A 23,241-nucleotide genomic window follows, 5' to 3' on the forward strand; every position below is an offset into this window, starting at 1 on the left:
TGTCTCCAAGCAACCCTTATGCGTCAGCCCTGCTGGGGCACCGCGCAGCCGTCCGGGCCGCAGGTCCCGGCGTCGTCCTGGGCGACGGTCTTCAGCGGGGAGCGGGCGTCCCACGCCTGGGCGAGGGCCTGGGTGAAGACCTCGGCGGGCTGGGCGCCGGAGACGCCGTAGGCGCGGTCGAGGACGAAGAAGGGGACGCCGTTGGCGCCCAGCCCCGCGGCCTCGCGCTCGTCGGCGCGGACCTCGTCGGCGTACGCGGTGGGGTCGGCGAGGATCGCACGGGTGGCGTCGGCGTCCAGGCCGGCCTCGGTCGCCAGCTCCACCAGGTGGTCGTCGCCGCCGGTGAACACCGACTGCTCGTCGGCGAAGTTGGCCCGGTAGAGGCGGTCCAACAGCGCTTCCTGCCTGCCCTGCTCCTTGGCGAAGTGCAGCAGGCGGTGCAGGTCGAAGGTGCTGCCGTGGTCGCGGCCGCGGGTGCGGTAGTCGAGCCCCTCGGCGGCGGCCTGGGCGCCGAGGTTGTCCTCCCCGGCCTCGGCCTGCGCCGCGCTCATGCCGTACTTCCGGGTGAGCATGTCGAGCACCGGCTGGACGTCGCCCTTGGCGCGGCCGGGGTCCAGCTCGAAGGAGCGGTGCACGACCTCGACCTCGTCCCGGTGCGGGAACGCGGCGAGCGCCTTCTCGAAACGGGCTTTTCCGACATAGCACCAGGGGCAGGCGATGTCGCTCCAGATCTCGACGCGCATCTTCAGGGCTCTCTTCTCGCTCGTACCGGACGGGGACTCTCTCCGTCCGGTACGTGAACATTCAAACAGCTGGGTTCATTCCCCCGGCGGGGTCCAGCGCAGGAACAGGTGGTGGTCGTCCTCGGCGGGCGGCTTCGCCGGGTCGGGGACCCAGCCCTGGCGGGCGTAGAACGCCTGGGCGCGCCGGTTGTCCACGTGCACGTCGAGCACGGCGGCCCGCTTGCCCCCCGCCAGCCACCGCGCGACGCAGGCGGCGTGCAGGGCACTGCCGAGACCCGCCCGCCAGCGGTCCGGCGCCACATGGAACTGGTACAGCTTCACCGTGTCCACCGGCTCGCTCTCCGGGGTGCGGAAGGAGGCGACGGCGACGATCTCCCCGCCCCGCACCCCGCACAGCACCTCCCCGTCCGGCCGCTCGATGGAGCCCCGCCAGGCGTCCGTCCAGTCGAAGTCGGCCGGCGGCAGCCCGTCCGGGTAGTAGGTCGCCCGGGCCCGCGCGTGCAGCGCGGCGACGACCTCGGCCTCCCCGGCCTCGGCGGGACGAATCACCAGGGCGCCCGCTGCCTCGTCACGGATCATGGGGGTGAGGACGCCCGGTGCCACGGCTGCGGTTCCGGAGCCGGGTGCGGGTTCAGCCGATTCCGATACCCACGAAGAACGGGGCGAGCGTCGCCGTCACGCACACCGACCAGTACGGGTACGGAGCCGGGGTATCGAGCACCTTGCGTCGCAGCCAGATGTTGACCAGCGCCCAGAGTCCCCCGTAGCAGGCCACGACGGGGACGACGATGACCAGCCAGAGCAGCATCCCGTCGTCCTCGTTCGGATTCCGGCTGGTCCAGCCGAGATCGGCCAGGGGGCCGTTGGACAGGACGTACCAGACCAGGAAGATCGGCACGATCGCCGGGATGCCGAGCAGGACGTTGACCGCCACCGGGACGAAGGATTTCCACAGCCGCGTGTTCTTCATGCGCCTCCGCCGCTCGGTCGCCATGTTGTGGTTCTCCAGGACGTCGTACGGACCGATCAGCTTCCGTCGCGCAGGTCTGCGGGCCAGGTGGGGCGGAACTCCAGGTGGTCGTAGGTCACGACGCAGCCCTCGCCCAGCGGTGACTGGGTCATGAAGCCGACCAGGGCCGCGCCGGTCTCCTTCTCGTCGCCGAGGGTGAAGAGGCGGACGAAGGTCCAGTGTTCGCCGTCGCGGGAGGCGTGGAAGGCCAGGGCGCGGCCGGTGCGGCTAACCCGGAGCCAGACGGAACTGCCGGACACGGTAGCGGAGTTGGCGTCGTCGGAGTGGCCCCGGGTGACCACCGTGCAGATGGTGGGCACGTCCGGGGAGTTCTCCAGGCAGAGCTTGGCCCAGTGCCGGTCGCCGACGTGGACGTAGAGCACCCCGGCGTCGAAGGCCGCGTTGAAGCCGACCGTGACGCGGGCGATCAGCTGGAAGTCGCCCTCGGGCGAGCCGAGCAGCCGGGGTGCGTCGGCGGCCGGGTCCAGCGCCTCCCCGGTCGGCGTGACGAACCGGTCCTGCCGGGGCCCGGCCCAGCCGGTGAGCACCCCCTTCTCGTAGGACCAGTGCCCGTCCGGGCCGTATGTCCGCAAGGGGAAGGGCAGTTCGGGAAGCTCTATGTCCATCGGGCGATTCTCGCAGCCTGTTCGCGTCAGCGTTCGAGCACTCCGTCGTAACGCCGGGGCAGCCGCAGCGGGTTGTCGTCGCGCAGCTCGGGCGGGAGCAGCGCCTCGGGGGTGTTCTGGTAGGCGACCGGGCGCAGCCAGCGTTCGACGGCGGTGCCGCCGACCGAGGTGGAGGTGGAGGTGGTGGCGGGATACGGGCCGCCGTGGTGCTGGGCCGGGGCCACCGCAACCCCGGTCGGCCAGCCGTCGACCAGGACCCGGCCCGCCAGCGGGGTCAGCCGGGCCAGCAGCGCGGCGGCGCCCCCCTCCCCCGCAGCCTCGGCCGGGGAGAGCTGCACGGTCGCGGTGAGGCTCCCCGGCAGCCGCTCCAGTACGGCGGTCAGCTCGTCCGCGCCGGTGTAGCGGGCGAGGACGGTGACCGGGCCGAAGCACTCCTCCAGCAGCGGTGCGTACGCGTCCTCGGTGAGCCGGGCCGCGGGGACGGTGAGGAAGCCCGCGCTCACCGTGTGCGCCCCGGCCGCGCCCGGCGTGACCGGCGAGTCCACCTCGGGCAGGGCCGTACGCTCGCCGACGCCCGCGAGGAAGGCGTCCCGCATCCGGTGGTCGAGCAGCACACCGGGCTCGGTGTCGCTGACGGCGTCCACGAGCGCCTTGACCAGGCCGTCGCCGTGCGCCCCGGACGGCACCAGCACCAGGCCGGGCTTCACACAGAACTGGCCGACGCCGAGGGTCATGGAGGCGGCGAGTCCGGCGCCGATGTCCTGGGCACGCTCGGCCGCCGCGTCCTCGGTGACCACGACCGGGTTGAGCGAGCCGAGTTCGCCGTGGAACGGGATCGGCACCGGCCGCGCGGCGGCCGCGTCGAACAGGGCCCGCCCGCCGCGCACCGACCCGGTGAAACCGGCGGCGGCGACCAGCGGGTTCTTGATCAGGTCGACGCCCGCGGTGAAGCCGTGCACCAGGCCGACGACGCCCGCGGGCAGTCCGTGCGCGGTGGCGGCCCGGCGCAGCACCTTGGCGACCAGCTCGGACAGCGCCGGGTGGTCGGGGTGGGCCTTGACCACGACCGGGCAGCCCGCGGCGAGGGCGCTCGCGGTGTCGCCGCCCGCGACGGAGAAGGCGAAGGGGAAGTTGGAGGCGGCGTAGACGGCCACCACACCGAGCGGGATCTTCCAGCGGCGCAGGTCCGGCACGGGCGGGGTCGCGGCGGGGTCGGGGTGGTCGATGACGACGTCCAGGAAGGCGCCCTCGTCGACCAGGTCGGCGAAGGCCCGCAACTGGTGGGCGGTGCGGGCGAGTTCGCCGGTGAGGCGGACCGGGCCGAGGGCGCTCTCGGCGTCGGCGACCTCGATCAGCAGCGCGCTGACCGCCTCCAGACCGGTGGCCGCCTCGCGGAGGAAGGCGGCGCGGACGGTGCGGTCCGCGAGGGTGCCGCGCGCGGCGTGCGCCTCCCGGACGGTGGCGTCCACCTCGTCGGCCGTGGCTTCCACCGCGACCTGCTCCCGGTGCTTCCCCGTACGCGGGTCGACACTCCAGACTGGTGCTGCTGTCACCGCGGTTCCCTCCGGACAAGGCCGCACCGCCGGGATCGATCCGGCCATCGGCTCGTTCGATATGCTGAACGCTGTCTCTGATGGTGAATGAGCTGCTCGGAGACTATAGGCCGGGGGGCTTCCTTAACCAGGGTCCGCGGCCTCCGGGCACCGGCCGAGCGAAGGGTCCACGAGCGATGACGGCAGCCGAGACGGGCGGCGGGGCGCAGGTCAAGTCCGCGGTGCGGACGGTGGAGTTGCTGGAGTACTTCGCGGGGCGCCCCGGCATGCACTCCCTGGCGGACGTGCAGGAGGCCGTGGGCTATCCCAAGTCCAGCCTGTACATGCTGCTGCGCACCCTGGTGGAGCTGGGCTGGGTGGAGACGGACGCGACCGGCACCCGGTACGGCATCGGGGTGCGGGCGCTGCTGGTCGGCACCTCCTACATCGACGGCGACGAGGTGGTCGCGGCGGCCCGGCCCGCGCTGGACCGGCTCGCGGACGACACCACGGAGACCATCCACCTGGCCCGACTGGACGGCACCAACGTGGTCTACCTCGCCACCCGCCAGTCCCAGCACTATCTGCGCCCCTTCACCCGCGTCGGCCGTCGGCTGCCCGCGCACTCGACCTCGCTGGGCAAGGCGCTGCTCGCCACGCACACCGACGACCAGGTACGGGCGCTGCTGCCGGAGAAGCTGCCCGCGCTCACCGAGCACACGGTGACCGACCGGGAGGAGCTGATCGCCGAGCTGCACCGCGTCCGTGAGCAGGGCTATGCCGTGGACCGCGAGGAGAACACCCTCGGCCTGCGCTGCTTCGGCGTCGCCGTGCCGTACCGCACCCCGGCCCGCGACGCCGTGAGCTGCTCGGTGCCGGTGGCCCGGCTGACCCCGGCGCACGAGCAGATGATCAAGGACGCGCTGCTGGACGCGCGGGACCGGCTGACGCTGGCGACGCGGCGGCTGTGAGGGGGCGGCGCGCACAGGACATCGACACGGTCGGCACCGAAAATCTGAACATGCGATGAGAACCGCGTCCGGTTGGGAACGGAACCGGTCGTCCCGGTCGTCTTCCTCTGCGCCATGAACAAGACCATCAGGCGCGCCGCCGTCTTCTCCCTGCTGCTCGTGCTCGCCCTGCTGCTCCGGTCGACCTGGGTGCAGTTCTACGACGGCAAGGCCCTCGCGGACGCCCCGGAGAACCGCCGGAACGCCATCGGCACCTACTCCCGCCCACTCGGCGACATCGTCGTGGGCGGCAAGGCGGTCACCGGGTCGGGCCGGGTCAGCAAGGGCGACCTCGCGTACCGGCGCACGTACACCGACGGCTCGCTGTACGCGGCGGTCACCGGCTACGCCTCGCAGGCGTACGCCCCCACCCAGCTCGAAGGCGTCTACGCCGACCTGCTCAACGGCACCGACACCCGGCTGCGCACCGTGATGGACACCGTCACCGGGCGGCGGGCCGACCCGGGCAACGTGATCACCACGATCGACCCGGCCGTGCAGAAGGCCGGCGCCCGGGCGCTGGGCGGCAACACGGGCGGCGCCGTCGCGATCGACCCGAAGACCGGCAAGATCCTCGCCATGGTCTCGACGCCGTCCTACGACCCCTCGGCGCTGACCTCCGCGAACACGGCGGGGACGGCCTGGGAGCGGCTCACCAAGGACAAGGAGAAGCCGCTCGTCAACCGCGCGATGCGCCAACCGCTGCCGCCCGGCTCGACGTTCAAGCTGGTCGTCGCGGCGACCGCGCTGGAGGACGGGCTGTACACGGACGTGGACCAGCGCACCGACAGCCCGGCCCCCTACACCCCGCCGGGCACCACCCGCGAGCTGCCGAACGAGAACACCGCGGCGCCCTGCGCGAACGCCTCGATCCGGGTGGCCCTGCAGTACTCGTGCAACAACGTCTTCGGCAAGCTGGCCGTCGACCTCGGCCAGGACAAGGTGCGGGCCATGGCCGAGAAGTTCGGCTTCGACGACGACGAGCTGGACATCCCGGTGCGGGCCTACCAGAGCGTGTACCCGACCGGTATGGACAAGGCGCTGACCGCGCTGTCGGGCATCGGCCAGTACGACGTCACCGCCACCCCGCTCCAGATGGCCATGGTGTCCTCCGCCATAGCGAACGGCGGGGAGCTGGTGGCGCCGCATATGGTCTCGCAGCTCACCACCGGCGACGGTGACATGTTGGAGGACTTCGGCAACGCCGACCGGAAGCGGATCGTCAGCACCCGTACCGCCGAGCAGCTCCAGTCCGCGATGCAGACGGTGGTCAAGGACGGCACCGGCCGCAACGCGCTCATCGACGGGGTCACGGTCGGCGGCAAGACCGGCACCGCCCAGCACGGCCCGAACAACAGCGAGACGCCGTACGCCTGGTTCACCGCGTACGGCAAGTCGGACAGCACCGGCCAGGAGGTCGCGGTCGCGGTGATGGTCGAGCAGTCCAGCGCGGCCCGCTCCGAGGTCAGCGGCAACGGCCTCGCGGCTCCGGTGGCCCGGGCGATGATGGCGGCGGCGCTCAAGCGGAGCTGAGCGCCGCCGGATCGACGGAGTCCGTCAGGAGACGAAGTACGTCGGGTTGGGCAGCTTGTACGTGCGGTCGGCGTAGCCGCCGTCCAGGTCGGAGTACTGGTCGCCGAAGTTGGCGATGATCTCGTACCCGAGGTCCTGCTCGATGTGCTTGCGGGTGCCGCCCTTGTACTGGACCGTGGTGCAGGTCCAGGCGCCCGGCGTGGCGCAACCCGACAGGTAGGCGGGCGGGTTGGCCTTGTCCTTGAGGAACATGTGCCCGGCGTCCAGGTTGACGTCGGCGCCGACCTTCTTCAGGTTCTCCACGGCACCGGCGCGCTGGGCCTCGCTCAGGCCGGAGTTGTAGAACACCGTGACGCCCTTGGCGGTGGCGTACCGCACCAGCTCCGGGCTGCCGAACACCTCGGGGCGGTCGGCGCGGTTCACGTAGTCGTTCCAGGTGGCGGAGTCGTACGTGTAGTTGTAGCGCTTCTCGTAGTCCAGGCTGAGCAGCAGGGTGTCGTCGATGTCGAAGACGACGGCCGGCTTCTCGCCCCGGTGGTGGGCCTTGCGGGCCGCCTTGTCGATGTACCGCTTGGCGTCGGCGTCGATCCGCGCCAGGTCCTTGGCGTACGGACTGGTCGGCGACGCCTGGTACTTGCCCGCGCTGTCGGCGGTGGTGCCGTAGTAGGTGTCGATGTCCTTGACCAGGAGCCCGATGTTGTAGGGCTCGTGGGTGGAGTTCGCCGTCGACTGCCCGGCGGTGGCCGCACCGGCGCCGTACAGGGCACCACCGGCGAGCGCACAGGCGGCGGTGGCGGCCGCGATCCGCAGTGATTTATGCATGACAGGTGTTCTACGCGCGTCATCGCACGCGCGCGACGGACGTTGCAGGATCGAGATCAAGCCAGGCCCTGCGGGGCGTGGGTGGGGGTCGCACGGGAGGTGGTCCGAGGGGCCCGGGACCTACCGGCGGACGCCGTGCCGGACGCCAGGCGGGCCCCTTCGGGAGGGGCGAACGTCGGCTGACCGGTGAGCAGCGGTCCCTACGCCCGCCACTCCGGGTCGCGGCCGCTCAGGCCCACCGCTCGGTCCAGCAGCGGGGCCTCCGGTGGGACCGGGACGACCGGGCCGAACAGGCCGTCGCCTCGGTTCGGGTCTTCGGCGGCGGCCTGGAGGAAGCCGTAGGCCGAGGCGAGGGCGGGGAGGTCGGGGGTGTAGGGGAGGTCGAGGGCGCGGGCCAGGTCCCAGCCGTGGATGACCAGTTCGTCGGCGGCGACGGCGCCCGCGATCTCGCCGGGGAGGTCCACGCCCCCCGCGCGGGTCTGCCCCGTCCAGGCCGCGGGGTCGCGCCAGGCGTCGGCGAGTTCGTCGAGCGCCTTGGGCAGGTCGGCGCGCCAGCCGGGGCCGATGTCGGGGACGGTGGCGTTGGGATCGGTGTCCGTCGTCGCGCCGAGGTTCTTCCGGGCGGCGTCCCGGAAGGCGAGGGACAGGTGCAGCAGATGTCCCAGCAGATTCCGTACCGAGCTGTCCGGACACGGTGTGGGCGCCGACAGCTGCTCGTCGGTCACGGCCTCGGCAAGCCGGGCCACGATCCGGGCCTGCGGTCCGAGATCCGGGGTCGGGTCGGTCATGTCGGTCTCCTCGCGGGTGCGCACCGGGGGTACGAAGGGGTGACCGCCCGGCCGCCCGGAACTCATCGGTGTCCGGCCCCCGACCCGCCTCACACGTCCGCGAGCCCCTCCCGTACCGCCGCCAGGTCCGCGTCCGAGGCGAGACCGGCGTGGTAGAGCCGTAGCTCGTTCGCCCCCTCGTCCCGCGCACGGGCCGCGTCCGCCGCGAGGCGCTCGGGGTGGCCGCCCATGCCCGAGACCACTGTCAGGTTGGCCGCCAGGACCGTGTCCACGTGGGCGTGCCGGGCGAACGGTGCCAGGCGGTGTGTGCCGTCCACACAGGGGACGACCACACCGTCCGCCGCCGAGAGTATGTGGGCCGGGTCCACCCCCGCGTTGGCGCCGCAGTGGTACGACACCGGGTCCGCGTGCAGCAGTACCCGGAAGCCGTCGGGCGCGGCAGCGCGAACCGCCTCGATCGCCTCCTCCTGGAGCGTACGGGCCGCCGTCTCCCGCCACGCCAGCGTCGCCGCCGCCGTCTCCACACCGAGTCCGCGTTCCACGTCCCTCCAGCCACCGTCGCCCGCACCCCGCCACACCGGTTCCAGTGCGGCCCGTACAGACGCGGCCAACTCCGCCGCGTCCAGACCCTGTTCGCCGTACCCCACCCGGCAGGCCGGGCAGAAACAGAGGGACATCAGGTACTGCCCGGCCTCCCCCAGGCCCACCCCGCCCGTCTTGTCGTGGGCGTGGAGGTGCTGGAGGCCGTACCAGCCGAGGGACTCCAGTTCGGTGCCGCTCGCGCCGGGGCGTACGGCCGCCTCGGCGGCCAGGGCAACCAGGTAGGCGCGGGTGGCGGGCTGGGCGACGCAGGGGGCCCAGGGGTAGCGGTCGCCGTAGGCGTTGACGACGGAGGTGTGCGGATGTTCCGCGCCCAGGCGGGAGTTGTGCGCGAGGACGACCCAGCTGTGCACCTCGAGACCGGCGGCGGCGAGTGCCGACGCGGCCTCGCCGAAGGCGTCGCCGGGGGCCCAGTCACCGGCCGGGTGGGGCCTGAGGTCGTGGCGGGCCCACCGCTCGTCCGGCGGATACAGCACGGCCGCGTACTCGGCGGTGACGATCCGGTGGCGCGGATGACGCGGGGTGAGCGCGCGGGTGGAGTGGTAGGCGGCGGCCAGGGTCACCTGGTCCACCCCGAGGGAGGCGATCCGACCGGGGGCACCGGGGTCGCCGTCGACGTCCCAGGGGTAGACGAACGCCGACGCCCGCACGTTTCCTCCTCCGGCGGCCCGACCGCACCGCCAGGCAGCAGGCTGACCGGCGTCCGCATCCGTGAACGCTACGATCCCGGCCGGGGTCGGTCAAGACCGCGCACATTCCGTGTCCACCAGCCAATTGACCGCATCCGCCAAGTCACTTGACCCACCCCCGCCCCCTCTCTAGCTTCGCCAAGGATGTGAACAAGGCGCTCACGGCCGAGCACCGGCCGGACCGGCAAGGAGACCGAAGATGCCCGCTCCCCGCACCATCCTGCTCACCGGCGCCGCAGGCGGCCTCGGCACCCTGATGCGCTCCCTGCTCCCGGCCCACGGCTACGACCTCCGCCTCCTCGACGTCCGCCCGATCCCCGACGCCCCGGACGCCATCACGGCCGACCTCGCCGACCTGGACGCGCTGCGTGAGGCGGTACGCGGCACGGACGCGGTGCTGCACCTCGCGGGCATCTCCCTGGAAGCCCCGTTCGAGAAGATCCTGAAGTCCAACATCGAGGGCATCCACCACCTCTACGAGGCCGCCCGTCTCGAAGGCGTCCCCCGCGTGGTCTTCGCCTCCTCCAACCACGCGGTCGGCCACACCCCCGTACCGGCCCCGGACGGTCCCCGTATCCCGGTGGACGTCCCGCACCGCCCGGACACCTTCTACGGCCTGTCCAAGTGCTTCGGCGAGGATCTGGCCCAGCTCTACTGGGACCGGCACGGCATCGAGACCGTCTCCGTCCGCATCGGCTCCTGCTTCCCGGAGCCGACCAGCGTGCGCATGCTCTCGATCTGGCTGAGCCCCGCCGACGCGGCCCGCCTCTTCCACGCGGCCCTGACCGCCGAGGGCGTCGGCCACACCGTCGCGTACGGCTCCTCCGCCAACACCCGCCTGTGGTGGGACCTCACCTCCGCGCGGGCCCTCGGCTACACCCCCGAGGACGACTCGGAGCCGTACGCGGAGAAGCTCATCGCCGAGCAGGGCGAACTCGACCCCGCGAACCCGGCCCACGACCGCCTCGGCGGGCACTTCCTCACCGACCCGCCGATCTGGCCGTACTGACCGGGCCGCCAGGGTCCCCGGCGACCCGGCAGGCCGAAAACGATCGCTCACGACCGCGGGCGGGCACCAAACGGGCCCGCCCGCGGGTCTGTTCGGGCACGCGCGATGCCCGCTCCCACCGCGCACCCCGCTGCCGCGCAGGTCCGGGGCGGGTTTACCTGGATGTGATCGGGCACACACGGGCAGGATCGGGCATCGAACAGACCTGGTCAGCGCCGCGTGTCCGCTGTAGAACTTCCCCCAGGGCCCGAACGGGCATCCCAGCGGGCATCTCAATGACGAGAGCGGGTGACGACATGACCACCAGGACGGCCGAGGAACGCCAACGCGAGATCGTGCGCGCGGCGCGGGCCACCGGTTCCGTCGACGTCACCGCGCTCGCCGTCGAGCTGGGCGTGGCCAAGGAGACCATCCGGCGCGATCTGCGCGCGCTGGAGGACCACGGGCTGGTCCGCCGCACCCATGGCGGCGCCTACCCGGTGGAGAGCGCCGCCTTCGAGACCACGCTCGCCTTCCGCGCCACCAGCCACGTACCCGAGAAGCGAAGGATCGCGGCCGCCGCGGCCGAGCTGCTCGGGGACGCGGAGACGGTCTTCGTCGACGAGGGCTTCACCCCCCAGCTCATCGCCGAGGCCCTGCCGACCGGCCGGGCGCTGACCGTGGTGACCGCCTCGCTGCCCGTCGCGGGCGCTCTGGCGGAGGCCGAGAACGTGTCGGTCCTGCTGCTGGGCGGCCGGGTCCGGTCGGGCACGCTCGCCACCGTCGACCACTGGACGACCAAGATGCTGGCCGGCTTCGTGGTGGACCTCGCCTACCTCGGCGCCAACGGCATCTCCCGCGAATACGGGCTGACCACGCCCGACCCCGCCGTCAGCGAGGTCAAGGCGCAGGCCATCCGGGCCGCCCGGCGCACGGTGTTCGCGGGCGTCCACACCAAGTTCGGCGCGGTCAGCTTCTGCCGGTTCGCCGAGATCGGCGCGCTGGACGCGATCGTCACGAGCACCCAGCTCCCGGCCGCCGAGGCCCACCGCTACTCGCTCCTGGGCCCACAGGTCATCCGCGTCTGACCCCGGCCCACCCCGTACCGCCGCACCCGCCCCCGCACAGCACCCACACCACCCGGCCGTCCGCCGCGCCCGCGGCGAGCCACACGGTCGACCCCGCACACCCCACGCACCACCTGAACCACGCGCATCACCGCACCACCCGCCTCACCAGAGCCGTCCGCACCACCGACCTTCGGCCTTCCGGGACCGACCAGCCATCAGGAGCACCCTTCATGCCAACCCAGAGCCGACGTACGTCACGCGTCCTCCTCGCCGCCTGTGCCGCGGGAGCGGTCATCAGCCCCCTCCTGACCGGCTGCGCGGGAGCGGGCGGCGCGGGCGGCGGTGGATCGGCGAGCCACTCCATCAACGTCCTGATGGTGAACAACCCGCAGATGGTGGAGCTGCAGAAGCTCACCGCCGCCAACTTCACCAAGAAGACCGGCATCAAGGTCAACTTCACCGTCCTGCCGGAAAACGATGTCAGAGACAAGATCAGCCAGGACTTCGCCAACCAGGCGGGCCAGTATGACGTCGCCACCCTCAGCAACTACGAGATCCCGATCTACGCCAAGAACGGCTGGCTCCACCCCGTGGACAGCTACGTCAAGAGCGACACCGCCTTCGACCAGAAGGACATCCTCGCCCCGATGACGCAGGCGCTGACCGGCGCCGACGGCAAGCTCTACGGCGAGCCCTTCTACGGCGAGTCCTCCTTCCTGATGTACCGCAAGGACGTCCTGGCGAAGAAGAAGCTGACGATGCCGGCCCACCCCACCTGGCAGCAGGTGGCCGACATCGCCGCGAAGGCGGACGGCGCCGAGCCCGGCATGAAGGGCGTCTGCCTGCGCGGCCTGCCCGGCTGGGGCGAGGTCATCGCCCCGCTGAGCACAGTGGTCAACACCTTCGGCGGCACCTGGTTCGACAAGGACTGGAACGCGCGCCTCGACTCCCCCGAGTTCAAGAAGGCCACCCAGTTCTACGTGGACCTGGTGCGCAAGCACGGTGAGTCGGGCGCCGCCCAGTCCGGCTACGCCGAGTGCCTGAACAACATGACCCAGGGCAAGACGGCGATGTGGTACGACGCCACCGCGGGCGCGGGCTCGCTGGAGGCCGCCGGTTCCCCGGTCAAGGGCAAGATCGGCTACGTGTCGGCCCCGGTCGACAAGACCAGGAGCTCCGGCTGGCTCTACACCTGGGCGTGGGGCATCCAGAAGGCGTCCAAGCAGCCCGACGACGCCTGGAAGTTCATCTCGTGGGCGTCCGGCAAGGGCTACGAGAACCTCGTCGGCAAGAACGCGGGCTGGTCGAACGTGCCCGCGGGCAAGCGCGCGTCCACCTACGAGATCCCGGAGTACACCAAGGAGGCGGGCGCCTTCGCGGACGTCACCCGGGACGCCATCGCGAGCGCCGAGCCGAAGAACCCGGGCGTGCAGCCCCGGCCCGCGCCCGGCATCCAGTTCGTGGGCATCCCCGAGTTCACCGACCTGGGCACCAAGGTCGCCCAGGAGATCAGCACCGCCATCGCGGGCCGTCAGTCCGTGGACAGCGCGCTGAAGAAGTCGCAGTCGTACGCCGAGGCCGTCGGCAAGAAGTACCAGAAGTAAGAAGTACGAGGACATGACCGCAACCACATCGGCCCCCGTCGCCGCCGCCCCCGCGCGGCGGGCGGGCGGGCGCTCGAACCGTATGCGCGGCTGGGCCACCCGCGCCCCGCTGCTGCCCGCCCTGATCTTCATGATCGCCGTCACGCAGCTGCCGTTCGTGGCGACCCTGGTGATCTCGTTCTTCAACTGGAACGCGCTCTACCCGGACGACCGCCACTTCACCGGGCTGTCCAACTACGCCGACGTCCTCAGCACGTCCGAGCTGCGCCAGTCGGTGTGGACGACCGTCCTGCTGACCGTCTCCGTGGTGCTGGTCAGCCTGGTGCTCGGGCTGGTCCTGGCGCTGCTGCTGAACCGCCGGTTCCGTGGCCGGGGCGCCGTGCGCACCATGCTCATCGCGCCCTTCCTGCTGGTGCCGGTGGCGTCCGCCCTGCTCTGGAAGCATGTGCTGTTCAACCCGGAGTACGGCCTCTTCAACGGGGTCCTGCACTGGCTCGGCGGCAGTGACGCGCCGCAGCCGGACTGGATCTCCGAGATGCCGCTGGCGGCGGTCGCCGCCTCCCTGGTGTGGCAGTGGACGCCGTTCATGATGCTGATCCTGCTGGCCGGGCTGCAGAGCCGCGACTCCCAGCTGATCGAGGCGGCGGGGATGGACGGGGCGAACGGCTGGCAGGTGTTCGTCCACATCACCCTTCCGCATCTGCGCCGCTACCTCGAACTGGGCGTGCTGCTGGGTTCGATCTACATCGTGCAGAACTTCGACGCGGTGTTCACCATCACCTCCGGCGGCCTGGGCACCGCGAACCTGCCGTACACCGTCTACCAGACCTTCTACCAGGCGCACGAGAACGGACTGGCGTCCGCCGCCGGTGTCCTCGTCGTCATCGGCTCGATCGTCATCGCGACCTTCGCTCTGCGCGTCGTGTCGTCCCTGTTCCGTGAGGAGGCCACCCGCGCATGACGACCTCCGTCACCGCTCCCGCGCGCCGGACCCGCTCCGGCCCCGGCGCCAAGGGCGCCGCCCTGTCCGCGGTCGCCTGGCTGGCCGGGCTGCTGTTCGTGCTGCCTCTGCTGTGGATGACGCTCACGTCCTTCCACTCCGAGGCGGACGCCGCGACCAACCCGCCCTCCGTCGCCGCCTCGCTCACCCTGGACAGCTACCGCGACTTCTTCGGCGTGGCGGGCGGGGCGAGCCCCTGGCCCGCGCTGATCAACTCGACGATGGCGTCCGTGGTGTCCACCGTGCTGACGCTGGTGCTGGCGCTGCCCGCCGCGTACGCGCTGTCCATCCGGCCGGTGAAGAAGTGGACCGACGTCCTGTTCTTCTTCCTGTCCACCAAGATGCTGCCTGCCGTGGCGGGCCTGCTGCCGATCTACCTGTTCGCCAAGGACACCGGGCTGCTGGACAACATCTGGGCGCTGATCGTGCTCTACACGTCCATGAACCTGCCGATCGCGGTGTGGATGATGCAGTCCTTCCTGTCCGAGGTACCGGTGGCGATCATCGAGGCGGCGCAGATCGACGGGGCCAGGCTGCCCACGGTGCTGGGCCGCGTGGTGGCGCCGATCGCCCTTCCGGGCATCGCGGCGACCGCCCTGATCTGCTTCATCTTCAGCTGGAACGAGCTGATGTTCGCCCGGGTGCTGACCGGTGTGGTCGCGCAGACCGCCCCGGTCTTCCTGACCAGCTTCATCACCAGCCAGGGCCTGTTCCTGGCCAAGGTGTGCGCCGCGTCGCTCGTCATCTCCCTGCCGGTACTCGCCGCGGGGTTCGCCGCCCAGGACAAGCTGGTCCAGGGTCTGTCGTTGGGAGCCGTGAAATGAAGGCCGCCGTCATCGAGTCCGTGGGCCGCGCCGTCGTCACCGAGGTCCCCGACCCGACGCCGGGTCCGCGCGACGTGGTCGTGGAGGTCGCGGCCTGCGGGATCTGCGGGACCGATCTGCACATCCTGCAGGGCGAGTTCGCGCCCAAGCTGCCGATCGTGCCGGGCCACGAGTTCGCGGGCCAGGTCGTCGGGATCGGCAGCCTGGTCACCGAGGTCGCGGTCGGCGACCAGGTCGCGGTGGACCCGTCCCTGTACTGCTACGAGTGCCGCTTCTGCCGCGACGGCCACAACAACATGTGCGAGCGCTGGGCCGCGATCGGCGTCACCACGGCCGGTGGTGCCGCCCAGTACGCGGTCGCGCCCGTGGCCAACTGCGTGAAGCTGCCCGAGCACGTCCGCCCCCAGGACGCGGCCCTCATCGAGCCGCTGTCCTGCGCGGTGCGCGGCTACGACATCCTCAACTCCCGCCTCGGCGCCCATGTCCTGATCTACGGCTCCGGCACCATGGGTCTGATGATGCTGGAGCTGGCCAAGCGCACGGGCGCGGCGAGCGTGGACATGGTCGACATCAACCCGGCCCGGCTGGAGACGGCCAAGCTGCTCGGCGTCTCCGGCTCGGCGGCGAACGCGGACGAGCTGGACCGGCCGCAGGGCTGGGAGGTCGTCATCGACGCGACCGGCAACGCGGCGGCGATCCAGGACGGCCTGGGCCGGGTCGCCAAGGCGGGCACCTACCTCCAGTTCGGCGTGGCCGACTACGCGACGCGGGTGACGATCGACCCGTACCGCATCTACAACCAGGAGATCACCATCACCGGCTCCATGGCGGTGCTGCACAGCTTCGAGCGGGCGGCGGAGCTGTTCGCGGGCGGGGTGCTGAACCCGGACGTGTTCATCAGCGACCGGATCGCGCTGGAGAACTACCCGCAGGCGCTGGAGCAGTTCGCGGCGGGCGTCGGCCGCAAGATCGTCGTCACCCCCTGAACCGTGCCTGCCCGGCGCCCTGACCCGAACGGGGGTCTCGGCGCCGGGTAAGGGAACGGCAAAGTGATGTCGTTCGTTCACCCGGCATGACCGCTATGACCCCTGGCTCCAACGTCCCGCTTCCGGCCGCCCGTGTGACGGTGGACGTGGCCGCACCGGTGCGGCTCGACGTGTCGGGCCTGCTGCTCACCGCCGACGGCAAGGTGCGCTCCGACGACGACTTCATCTTCTACAACCAGCCGACCGGGCCCGGTGTGACCTACCGCTCGGGCGGTGGTTCCGCGCCGGACGCGATCGTGGTCGACACGGCCGCGGTGCCGCCGGACATCGAGAAGATCGTCGTCACCGCGAGCCCGGACGCGGCGGGCCAGACCTTCCAGGGCATCGAGCCGACGGCCACCATCCGCGACACGGACGGCGGCGCGGTCGTCGCCTCCTTCACCCCGCCCGGCCTCGGCGCCGAGGCGGCCCTGGTGGTCGTGGAGATCTACCGGCGCAACGGCCAGTGGAAGGCCCGCGCGGTAGGCCAGGGGTACGCGAACGGCCTGGCGGGCATCGCCACGGACTTCGGCGTGACGGTGGAGGAACCGTCCCAGCCGGTCTCCGCTCCTCCGGCCGCCCAGGCACCCCCGGTCCCCCAGACGCCCCCGGCACCCCAGGCTCCGGCGCCGGGCACGGGCAAGATCAACCTGGACAAGGGCCGGGTGAGTCTCCAGAAGAACCAGACCGTCTCCCTGGTCAAGGGCGGCGCCCCGCTCCTCTCCCGCGTCCAGATGGGCCTCGGCTGGGAGCCCGCCTACCGCGGCAAGGACATCGACCTCGACGCCTCGGTCATCGCCTACGGCCCCCAGCGCAACGCCATCGACAGCTGCTACTTCGGCAAGCTGTCCATCCTGAACGGCGCCATCAAGCACTCCGGCGACAACCTCACCGGCGAGGGTGGCGGCGACGACGAGGTCATCACGGTCGACCTCGGCCGCATCCCCCCGGAGGTCACCGGCCTGGTCTTCACCGTGAACTCCTTCTCCGGCCAGAAGTTCACCGAGGTCGCCAAGGCGTACTGCCGCCTGATCGACCCCACCTCCGGCGAAGAGCTGGCCCGCTTCGACCTGACGTCGGCGGAGCCCCAGACGGGGGTCCTGATGGCCAAGCTGATCCGCCAGTATTCCGGCGAATGGGACATGACCGCCTTGGGCGACTTCGTGAAGGCCCGCACGGTGCGGAACATGGTGAAGCCGGGAGGCGCGGCTCTGTGACAGAGGTCTAGGACGCCAGGCCGGGGCCCGTCACCGGGACCCCGGCCGGACGGCCGGAGCGCGTCCGTCCCGACGGTCGGCAACCTGTCACGGGTGCTCGGCGAGGGCCTCGTAAAGGGCCAGCAGGTCCGCCGTGATTTCCGCGTCCGCCGCCAGCAGTGGTGCTCGTACCGGGCCCGCCGGGAGGTTCAGGGCGTTGAGCAGGGCCTTGACCGTCACCGTGCCCGGGAGGTCCGAGGCCATCAGCGCCTCGATCAACGGGGTGACGCGGGACTGGAGTTCGGCGGCCAGCGATGTGTCGCCCACGTCGAACGCCGCCAGGATTCCGGACACCTCCCCCGGCACCACATTGGCGACCGTGCTCACGCAGCCTGCCGCGCCCACCGCGTACAGCGGGAGGATGTGTTCGTCGCATCCGGCGTAGTACGCCAACTCCGTTTCCGCGAGCACCTTCTGGGTGCCGAGGAAGTCGTAGGAGCAGTCCTTGACGGCGACGATGCGGGGATGGGACGCGAGGCGGATCATCGTGGGCGGGGCGATGCGGGTGCCCGTACGGCCGGGGATGTCGTACAGCATCAGAGGGAGGCCCGAAGCGTCCGCGATCTGCCGGAAGTGGGCTTCCACAGCGGCCTGTTGGGGGCGGCTGTAGTACGGGGTGACGACGAGGGCCGCGTCGGCGCCCGCCTTCTCGGCGGCCAGGGTCAGTTCGATCGTGTGCCGGGTGTCCGCCGTGCCGACGCCCGCGACCAGCGGGACGGTGTCGCCCACCGCCGAGCGGACCGCCGTGATCAGCTCACGCTTCTCCGCGTCCGTGGTGGTGGGCGACTCGCCCGTGGTGCCGTTCAGGACCAGCCCGTCGCAGCCACCGGCCACGAGACGGGTGGCCAGGCGGGCCGCCCCGTCCACGTCGAGCGTGCCGGCCGACGTGAACGGGGTGACCATCGCGCAGAGCGTGCGGCCGAAGGGTGCGTTCCGATGCTTCATGGTCGTAGTCTCGACACCACGATCATGAAGCTCCACTTAAATCTGCTACGAGATGTGGCTAAGCAGACCTGAAGAGTCAGGGGCGGAAGCGCAGCACCTGGGGGTCGTGGTCGCTGATCTGGTCGTGGAACTCCGAGTTGATGTGCACGCTGTCGTAGTCGAACGAGCCCCGCCGGATCGCCTTGCTGATCAGGATCTGGTCGAGCACCTGCGCGTTGCCCTGGTAGTCGTAGGTGTAACGCTCGCTGCGCGGCAGCGACTTGATCGCCGACCAGAGTTGCCCGTCACCCTCCAGGATCTTCGCGGTGTCGGAGAACTCGAAGTCGTTCATGTCCCCGAGCGCGATGACGTCCGCGTCCTTCTGGGCGCTCAGCAGGGACTTGACGAAGGTGTTGACCTCCGTCGCCTGCGCGTGCCGCTGCGTCTCCGAGCTGCGGACCACCGGCTGGTACTGCCCAGTCAGCGGCTGGTCGCCACCCTTGGAGTTGAGGTGGTTGGCGATCACGAAGACCGTCCGGCCCTGGAAGACGAACTCCCCGGCCAGCGGCTTGCGGCTGTTGGCCCAGGCCGCGTTCGCCGGGTCGATCCGGCCGGGCGACACCGTCAGCCGGGCCTTGCCCTTCTCCTTGACGACGCCGACCGCCGTCGTGGAGTCGCCGCCCGCGCGGTCGGTGAACGACACCCGCTCGGGGTTGAAGAGGAACACCTGCCGGATGTTGCCGCCCGGCTCGCCGCCGTCCTGCTTGTCGACGGGGTCGATGGAGCGCCAGTCGTAGCGCGGGCCGCCCGCGGCCACGATGGCGTCGATCAGCTTGCCGACCGTCTTGGCCGCGCCGACCGTGCCGTCGTCGGTGGCGCCGTTGTCGTCCTGGATCTCCTCCAGCGAGACGATGTCGGGCGAGCGCAGGTTGTTCACGATCGCGGACGCGTGCGCGTCGAAGGTGGCGTCGGACGGGTCGAGGTTCTCGACGTTGTACGTGGCCACCGCCAGCTCGCCGGACGCCTGCTTGCGCGTGGTCTCCCGCTCCAGGCCGCCGCTGTCCAGCGTGCCGAGGGCGCTGGCCACCAGGGTGTAGCCGCCGAACTGGTTGAAGTCCAGCGGGCCGGTGGTGGTACCGGCGAGGGTGTCGCCGACGTTCGCCTTCGGGAAGTCCGCCGTCGCGCCGAGGGACTGGATCTGGAGGCGGCCGGTGTTCTGCGCGTCGTAGGAGCCGTACAGGGTGCCGCCCCGCTCGGTGCGGTGCTCCTTCGGCTTCACGGTGACCCACAGCTCGCTGTACGGGTCGGTGCCGGTGACCACGCGCGCGTCGCTGACCTGGACGTTCATGCCCTCCAGCGACTCGTAGTAGTCGAGGGCGTAGGTCGCGGGGGCGAGTGGCAGGGCGTTGATCGAGTTGTTCGCGGCCGGGTCACCCGCCGGGGCGTATCGTTCCGGCACCGCGCGCTTGGTGATCACGACCGGCGCCGGGACCGCGTTGCCGGTGGAGACGGTGGTGACCACGGGCTTGGTGATCTCGGTGACCGACTGGTTGCCCGAGGCGGTGCCGCCCGGCACGAACTCCGAGACGGTGCCGGTGACGGTGACCGAGTCGCCCACCGCGGCCTTCGGCGTGGAGCTGGTGAAGACGAAGACACCCTCACTGGTGGCCGGGTCGGCGTCCGGGTTCGGGTCCTGGAGCCAGAAGCCCTTGGACGAACCGTAGGTGCGTACGGCGGTGACGACGCCGGGCACGTCGGCGACCTGCTTGCCCGCGTACGGCGAGAGGCGGGTGGTGCCCTGGATGTCATGGACGCGCACCGAGTCGGCGTGCGCGGGCGAGGTGGCGACGACGGCGGACGCGGCGCCGCACACGGCGGCGACGGTGAGCGCGGCGAGACGCGCGGAAGTCCTGCTCGGCAAGGGGATTCCTCCGGGAACGTGACGGAACGCCGGGACGGGAATGCACGTAGGCGTGTGGGGCTCGTCGCCCTCTGTGACACGCGTAGAGCCGAGTGAACAGTTGTCCCCCCACCTCTACGCGCGTCAATCTCCTGCCTCGCGGCTGGAGTTGTCAAGGTTTCGGCCACGTACGAGGGGTGGTCGGGGCCGGAAGCGGGCGGCCCGCGGCCAAAGCCGTCTAGGCTGAGCGGTTGAGTGCTTTCCCGGTCCGAGGAGAACCAGCCGATGTCAGACAGCTCCCCCCTGCCGCCCGTACGGCTGCGTCCCGAAGCGGAGCTGGCGCGTGCCGCGCTGTCCACCCCGCTGCTCGCCCGCGCCGCCCGGCTCGCCCGCTGGGCGGGCCCGGAGACCCGTGTCGACGCGGGCGGCAGCCTGGTCGAGGAGCAGCTGCCCGCGGCAGCCGAGCTGCTCGCGCTGACCGGGGACGACGCCGTCGCGTACGCCGCCGAGGCGTGGCGGGTGGCGGTGGACACCGGCCTGGTCGAGATCACCGACGAGGAGGCCGGGACCGTGGCCCCCGGCGCCGACCTGGCGCTGCTGACCGGCGCCCCGCACGACGTGCTGACGCTCTGGCTCGCCGCGCTGGACACGGTCGTCGCGGACGCCGGGGTGCCGGACCTGGACGGGCTGGCCGCGGCCCTGGAAGAGGGCGGCGAGATCGACTTCTCGTCACTCGACTGGGACCCCGAGGGGGAGGCGGAGCTGCTCGACGGCGTGCTCGGCAACCTCTACCTGCTGACCGTCGGCGAGGACGGCCCCGACGACAGCCCGGTGCCGCTGCCCGCGCTGGCCGCCTCCGTCATCGTCCCCGAGGACCTGGACGAGCCCAGCAACGACGTGCTGGAGCAGATCTCCGACACGATGATGAAGCTGGATGACCAGTTCCGGATGCTGGAGCCGATCGGCCTGGTGGAGTACCAGCCGGTCGACGAGGAGCTGATGGCCGGCGCGGAGGAGGAGCCCGCCGAGCCGGTCGACGAGGACGACATCGCCCGCTACGGCATGGTCCGGCTGACCCCGCTCGGGCTGTACGGCCTGCGCGCGCGGCTGCGGGAGGCCGGGTTCGAGGCCCCGGCCGTGGGCGAGCTGGCCGACAAGGGCGCGGACGCGCTGCTCGACGGGACCGCGTCCTACGGTGAGTTCGCCGCGCGCGCCGAGACCGAGCAGTGGCTCGGGCAGCGCGAACCCCTCGCCGCCGCGCGGGAGTTGCTGGCGGCCGCGCGGGGTGCGGACGCCGGGGCGCCGCTGCGTCGGCTGCGCTGCCAGCAGGCGCTCTCCCTGGTCGGCATGGTGGCCGAGCCCGCGCTGCGGGAGGTGCTGGACGATCCGGAGCTGGGCGGTCTCGCCCGGGTCTGGCTGAGCGAGCGGGGCGCGCCGGACGTGCCCCCGCCCTCGCAGGACCTGGTGTTCTGGCTGACCGTCGACACGATCGCCGCGCAGCTCCAGGCGGAGGGCAACTCCGAGGAGCTGCAGGCGCTGGTGGAGGGGCTGGCCGAGCAGCACAGCGGATTCTTCTCGGCCGCCTGGCGGGTGGAGCACCCGGCGACGCCGGACGTGCTGGAGGCGATGGGTCGGCTGCACCCGGACAAGCGGGTGGCCAAGGAGGCGCGCAAGGCGGCGTTCAAGGCGAGGTCGCAGCAGCAGGGGAACTGACGGCCCTGTCCCAGGGGTGTACGGCAGCGGTGTCCTCGGCGCGGTGCGGTGTTCAACTGCCGTTCAGCGGAGGGCGGGAGTGTGTGGGCCGAACGAGGCCAGCCACCCTCGCCCTCCGCCACGGGCATCCCGACCGTCACTGGAGACACCATGTCGCTCACCCGCAGGGACTTCGCCAGGACGACGGCGGTCACCGGTGCCGGGGTCGTGCTCGCGGGCAGCGTCGGCGCCCTCGCCACCGCCCCGCAGGCCCTCGCCGCCACGGACCTGGACGGCGCGGAGGACGCGCACGGCCACCCCGGCATCGGCTACGGCCCGCTGATCCCCGACCCGGACGGCATCCTCGCGCTCCCGGCGGGCTTCTCGTACCGCGTGGTGACGTACAGCGGCCGCACCCGCCTGGACTCGGGCGAGTCGACCCCGTCGAACCACGACGGCACGGCGGCCTTCGCCGGTCCGCGCGGCGCCGTGCTGCTGGTCAACAACCATGAGCTGAAGGGCCCGCGCGCGAGCTGGGAGCACCCGGTGCCGCTGACCGAGGGCCTGGTGTACGACCCGGCGGCCGCGGGTGGCTGCACGGTGGTGGAGGTGCGCCGGGACCACGTCGCCGAGTGGGTGGGCATCGCCGGTACGTCGACCAACTGCGCGGGCGGCAGCACACCTTGGGGCACCTGGCTGACCTGCGAGGAGACCGAGGACCGGGCCGGTCAGAACGGCATGACCAAGGACCACGGCTACGTCTTCGAGGTCGACCCCGCGGACCACCGGGCCAACCGTGCGCCCAAGCCCCTGAAGGCGCTGGGCCGTTACGCCCACGAGGCGGTGGTCGTCGACCCCAAGCGCGGCCACCTCTTCCTCACCGAGGACGCCTCCGGCCCCAACGGCCTGCTCTATCGCTGGACCCCGCCGGAGGGCTTCCACCACGGCCGGGGCCGACTGCGCACCCTCGCGGACGACGCGGGCACCCTCCAGGCGTTCCGCTGCTTCGACTCCGGCGGCCGCTACGTGGACGACCTCTCCCGCGCCACCCGCACCGGCACGGTGTACGGCGTGGACTGGGTCGACGTACCCGACCGCGACGCGCGCACGGCCCCGGTCCGCAAGCAGTTCACCGACGACCAGGTCACGCGGGCCCGCAAGCTGGAGGGCATGTGGTGGGGCGACGGCGGGGTGTACGTCGTCTCCTCCTACGCCCGCGAGGAGAGCCCGGTCCAGCACGACGGCCAGGTGTGGTTCTACGACCCCCGCCGCCGAACCCTGACGCTGAAGGTCCTCCTCGGCACCGGGGGCGCGTTCGACGGCCCCGACAACATCACCGTCTCCCCCTACGGCGGCCTGGTCATCGCCGAGGACGGCGAGGGCGAACAGCACCTGTTCGGCGCGACGGAGAGCGGCCGCACGTACCCGATAGCCCGCAACGAACTGAACACCGGCACGGAATCCGCCCCCGCGTACAGTGAGTTCACCGGCGTCACCTTCTCCCCCGACGGCCACACCCTCTTCGCGAACATCCAGGAGCCGGGCATCATGCTGGCGATCACGGGGCCGTGGAAGCGGCAGCGGCGCGGCTAAACTCTGCGGGCAC

21 protein-coding genes are annotated in these 23,241 nt (G+C 71.7%); 11 read left to right on the forward strand and 10 right to left on the reverse strand.

The features are described from left to right. Nucleotides 1-23: 23 nt before the first annotated feature. The 5 genes from ACIPPM_RS07630 to ACIPPM_RS07650 form a co-directional block, all read right to left on the reverse strand. Complete coding sequence (locus ACIPPM_RS07630) at nucleotides 24-743, reverse strand: DsbA family oxidoreductase (protein WP_401444364.1); 720 nt, start codon at nucleotides 741-743, stop codon at nucleotides 24-26. A gap of 75 nt (nucleotides 744-818) precedes the next feature. Then, entirely contained in the window at nucleotides 819-1,322 is a 504-nt protein-coding gene (locus ACIPPM_RS07635; RefSeq protein ID WP_401444366.1) for a GNAT family N-acetyltransferase, read from the reverse strand. Between the two features lie 52 nt (nucleotides 1,323-1,374). Next, nucleotides 1,375-1,713: a hypothetical protein gene (locus ACIPPM_RS07640; RefSeq protein WP_401444368.1), complete on the reverse strand. Its 339-nt coding sequence runs from the start codon at nucleotides 1,711-1,713 to the stop codon at nucleotides 1,375-1,377. 56 nt (nucleotides 1,714-1,769) lie between these two features. After that, nucleotides 1,770-2,378: a DUF1349 domain-containing protein gene (locus ACIPPM_RS07645; protein ID WP_401444370.1), complete on the reverse strand. Its 609-nt coding sequence runs from the start codon at nucleotides 2,376-2,378 to the stop codon at nucleotides 1,770-1,772. Nucleotides 2,379-2,404: 26 nt separating this feature from the next. Further along, a complete protein-coding gene (locus ACIPPM_RS07650) occupies nucleotides 2,405-3,931 on the reverse strand; it encodes an aldehyde dehydrogenase (NADP(+)) (protein WP_401444372.1) in 1,527 nt (508 codons plus the stop codon). Between the two features lie 176 nt (nucleotides 3,932-4,107). Here ACIPPM_RS07650 and ACIPPM_RS07655 point away from each other — a divergent pair, with 176 nt between their 5' ends. Both ACIPPM_RS07655 and ACIPPM_RS07660 read left to right on the forward strand, forming a co-directional pair. Then, nucleotides 4,108-4,881 (forward strand): IclR family transcriptional regulator, encoded by a 774-nt coding sequence (locus ACIPPM_RS07655; protein ID WP_030815425.1) that lies wholly within the window; start codon nucleotides 4,108-4,110, stop codon nucleotides 4,879-4,881. Nucleotides 4,882-4,995: 114 nt separating this feature from the next. Next, a complete protein-coding gene (locus tag ACIPPM_RS07660) occupies nucleotides 4,996-6,453 on the forward strand; it encodes a peptidoglycan D,D-transpeptidase FtsI family protein (RefSeq protein ID WP_401444375.1) in 1,458 nt (485 codons plus the stop codon). 24 nt (nucleotides 6,454-6,477) lie between these two features. On the opposite strand, the gene ACIPPM_RS07665 is transcribed toward ACIPPM_RS07660, so the two are convergent. From ACIPPM_RS07665 to ACIPPM_RS07675, 3 genes are all read right to left on the reverse strand, one after another. Beyond that, nucleotides 6,478-7,275, reverse strand: coding sequence for an HAD family acid phosphatase (locus ACIPPM_RS07665; protein ID WP_401444378.1), 798 nt, complete (start codon nucleotides 7,273-7,275; stop codon nucleotides 6,478-6,480). Between the two features lie 200 nt (nucleotides 7,276-7,475). Then, nucleotides 7,476-8,063 (reverse strand): TIGR03086 family metal-binding protein, encoded by a 588-nt coding sequence (locus ACIPPM_RS07670; protein ID WP_401444380.1) that lies wholly within the window; start codon nucleotides 8,061-8,063, stop codon nucleotides 7,476-7,478. A gap of 89 nt (nucleotides 8,064-8,152) precedes the next feature. Next, nucleotides 8,153-9,313, reverse strand: a complete 1,161-nt coding sequence (locus tag ACIPPM_RS07675; RefSeq protein ID WP_401444383.1) for a hypothetical protein — start codon at nucleotides 9,311-9,313, stop codon at nucleotides 8,153-8,155. Between the two features lie 238 nt (nucleotides 9,314-9,551). Here ACIPPM_RS07675 and ACIPPM_RS07680 point away from each other — a divergent pair, with 238 nt between their 5' ends. From ACIPPM_RS07680 to ACIPPM_RS07710, 7 genes are all read left to right on the forward strand, one after another. Beyond that, nucleotides 9,552-10,361: an NAD-dependent epimerase/dehydratase family protein gene (locus tag ACIPPM_RS07680; RefSeq protein ID WP_401444385.1), complete on the forward strand. Its 810-nt coding sequence runs from the start codon at nucleotides 9,552-9,554 to the stop codon at nucleotides 10,359-10,361. A 296-nt stretch (nucleotides 10,362-10,657) separates the two neighbouring features. After that, nucleotides 10,658-11,428, forward strand: a complete 771-nt coding sequence (locus tag ACIPPM_RS07685; RefSeq protein ID WP_393595946.1) for a DeoR/GlpR family DNA-binding transcription regulator — start codon at nucleotides 10,658-10,660, stop codon at nucleotides 11,426-11,428. Nucleotides 11,429-11,640: 212 nt separating this feature from the next. Further along, nucleotides 11,641-13,014 carry an ABC transporter substrate-binding protein gene (locus ACIPPM_RS07690; protein ID WP_401444387.1) on the forward strand — a complete coding sequence of 458 codons (1,374 nt, stop codon included), beginning with the start codon at nucleotides 11,641-11,643 and terminating at the stop codon, nucleotides 13,012-13,014. A gap of 13 nt (nucleotides 13,015-13,027) precedes the next feature. Next, on the forward strand, nucleotides 13,028-13,975 hold the full coding sequence (locus tag ACIPPM_RS07695) for a carbohydrate ABC transporter permease (RefSeq protein WP_401444389.1): 948 nt from the start codon (nucleotides 13,028-13,030) through the stop codon (nucleotides 13,973-13,975). Then, complete coding sequence (locus ACIPPM_RS07700) at nucleotides 13,972-14,838, forward strand: carbohydrate ABC transporter permease (RefSeq protein ID WP_393595949.1); 867 nt, start codon at nucleotides 13,972-13,974, stop codon at nucleotides 14,836-14,838. Before ACIPPM_RS07695 ends, ACIPPM_RS07700 begins: the two co-directional genes overlap by 4 nt. Further along, entirely contained in the window at nucleotides 14,835-15,824 is a 990-nt protein-coding gene (locus tag ACIPPM_RS07705; RefSeq protein ID WP_393603617.1) for a zinc-dependent alcohol dehydrogenase family protein, read from the forward strand. The genes ACIPPM_RS07700 and ACIPPM_RS07705 overlap by 4 nt, the downstream gene beginning before the upstream one ends. Nucleotides 15,825-15,919: 95 nt before the next feature. After that, nucleotides 15,920-17,080, forward strand: coding sequence for a TerD family protein (locus ACIPPM_RS07710; protein ID WP_401446360.1), 1,161 nt, complete (start codon nucleotides 15,920-15,922; stop codon nucleotides 17,078-17,080). Nucleotides 17,081-17,167: 87 nt separating this feature from the next. On the opposite strand, the gene dapA is transcribed toward ACIPPM_RS07710, so the two are convergent. Both dapA and ACIPPM_RS07720 read right to left on the reverse strand, forming a co-directional pair. Further along, nucleotides 17,168-18,064 (reverse strand): 4-hydroxy-tetrahydrodipicolinate synthase, encoded by an 897-nt coding sequence (dapA, locus tag ACIPPM_RS07715; protein WP_401444393.1) that lies wholly within the window; start codon nucleotides 18,062-18,064, stop codon nucleotides 17,168-17,170. 76 nt (nucleotides 18,065-18,140) lie between these two features. Beyond that, nucleotides 18,141-19,964 (reverse strand): endonuclease/exonuclease/phosphatase family protein, encoded by a 1,824-nt coding sequence (locus tag ACIPPM_RS07720; protein ID WP_401444395.1) that lies wholly within the window; start codon nucleotides 19,962-19,964, stop codon nucleotides 18,141-18,143. Between the two features lie 264 nt (nucleotides 19,965-20,228). Here ACIPPM_RS07720 and ACIPPM_RS07725 point away from each other — a divergent pair, with 264 nt between their 5' ends. Beyond that, the gene (locus tag ACIPPM_RS07725; RefSeq protein ID WP_401444397.1) at nucleotides 20,229-21,656 is read left to right on the forward strand and encodes a hypothetical protein; all 1,428 of its coding nucleotides are present in this window, start codon (nucleotides 20,229-20,231) and stop codon (nucleotides 21,654-21,656) included. Between the two features lie 150 nt (nucleotides 21,657-21,806). Further along, complete coding sequence (locus tag ACIPPM_RS07730; RefSeq protein WP_401444399.1) at nucleotides 21,807-23,228, forward strand: alkaline phosphatase PhoX; 1,422 nt, start codon at nucleotides 21,807-21,809, stop codon at nucleotides 23,226-23,228. The last annotated feature ends 13 nt before the right edge of the window (nucleotides 23,229-23,241 follow it).

It is taken from the genome of Streptomyces sp. NPDC090119 (assembly GCF_044747085.1).
Taxonomy (GTDB): Bacteria; Actinomycetota; Actinomycetes; order Streptomycetales; family Streptomycetaceae; genus Streptomyces.

Bases quoted from the DNA above. Each gene is read 5' to 3' on its own strand.
- ACIPPM_RS07630 (WP_401444364.1), bottom strand. From the start codon at position 743: ATGCGCGTCGAGATCTGGAGCGACATCGCCTGCCCCTGGTGCTATGTC.
- ACIPPM_RS07635 (WP_401444366.1), bottom strand. From the start codon at position 1,322: ATGATCCGTGACGAGGCAGCGGGCGCCCTGGTGATTCGTCCCGCCGAG.
- ACIPPM_RS07640 (WP_401444368.1), bottom strand. From the start codon at position 1,713: ATGAAGAACACGCGGCTGTGGAAATCCTTCGTCCCGGTGGCGGTCAAC.
- ACIPPM_RS07645 (WP_401444370.1), bottom strand. From the start codon at position 2,378: ATGGACATAGAGCTTCCCGAACTGCCCTTCCCCTTGCGGACATACGGC.
- ACIPPM_RS07655 (WP_030815425.1), top strand. From the start codon at position 4,108: ATGACGGCAGCCGAGACGGGCGGCGGGGCGCAGGTCAAGTCCGCGGTG.
- ACIPPM_RS07660 (WP_401444375.1), top strand. From the start codon at position 4,996: ATGAACAAGACCATCAGGCGCGCCGCCGTCTTCTCCCTGCTGCTCGTG.
- ACIPPM_RS07665 (WP_401444378.1), bottom strand. From the start codon at position 7,275: ATGCATAAATCACTGCGGATCGCGGCCGCCACCGCCGCCTGTGCGCTC.
- ACIPPM_RS07670 (WP_401444380.1), bottom strand. From the start codon at position 8,063: ATGACCGACCCGACCCCGGATCTCGGACCGCAGGCCCGGATCGTGGCC.
- ACIPPM_RS07680 (WP_401444385.1), top strand. From the start codon at position 9,552: ATGCCCGCTCCCCGCACCATCCTGCTCACCGGCGCCGCAGGCGGCCTC.
- ACIPPM_RS07685 (WP_393595946.1), top strand. From the start codon at position 10,658: ATGACCACCAGGACGGCCGAGGAACGCCAACGCGAGATCGTGCGCGCG.
- ACIPPM_RS07690 (WP_401444387.1), top strand. From the start codon at position 11,641: ATGCCAACCCAGAGCCGACGTACGTCACGCGTCCTCCTCGCCGCCTGT.
- ACIPPM_RS07695 (WP_401444389.1), top strand. From the start codon at position 13,028: ATGACCGCAACCACATCGGCCCCCGTCGCCGCCGCCCCCGCGCGGCGG.
- ACIPPM_RS07700 (WP_393595949.1), top strand. From the start codon at position 13,972: ATGACGACCTCCGTCACCGCTCCCGCGCGCCGGACCCGCTCCGGCCCC.
- ACIPPM_RS07705 (WP_393603617.1), top strand. From the start codon at position 14,835: ATGAAGGCCGCCGTCATCGAGTCCGTGGGCCGCGCCGTCGTCACCGAG.
- ACIPPM_RS07710 (WP_401446360.1), top strand. From the start codon at position 15,920: ATGACCCCTGGCTCCAACGTCCCGCTTCCGGCCGCCCGTGTGACGGTG.
- dapA (WP_401444393.1), bottom strand. From the start codon at position 18,064: ATGAAGCATCGGAACGCACCCTTCGGCCGCACGCTCTGCGCGATGGTC.
- ACIPPM_RS07725 (WP_401444397.1), top strand. From the start codon at position 20,229: ATGTCAGACAGCTCCCCCCTGCCGCCCGTACGGCTGCGTCCCGAAGCG.
- ACIPPM_RS07730 (WP_401444399.1), top strand. From the start codon at position 21,807: ATGTCGCTCACCCGCAGGGACTTCGCCAGGACGACGGCGGTCACCGGT.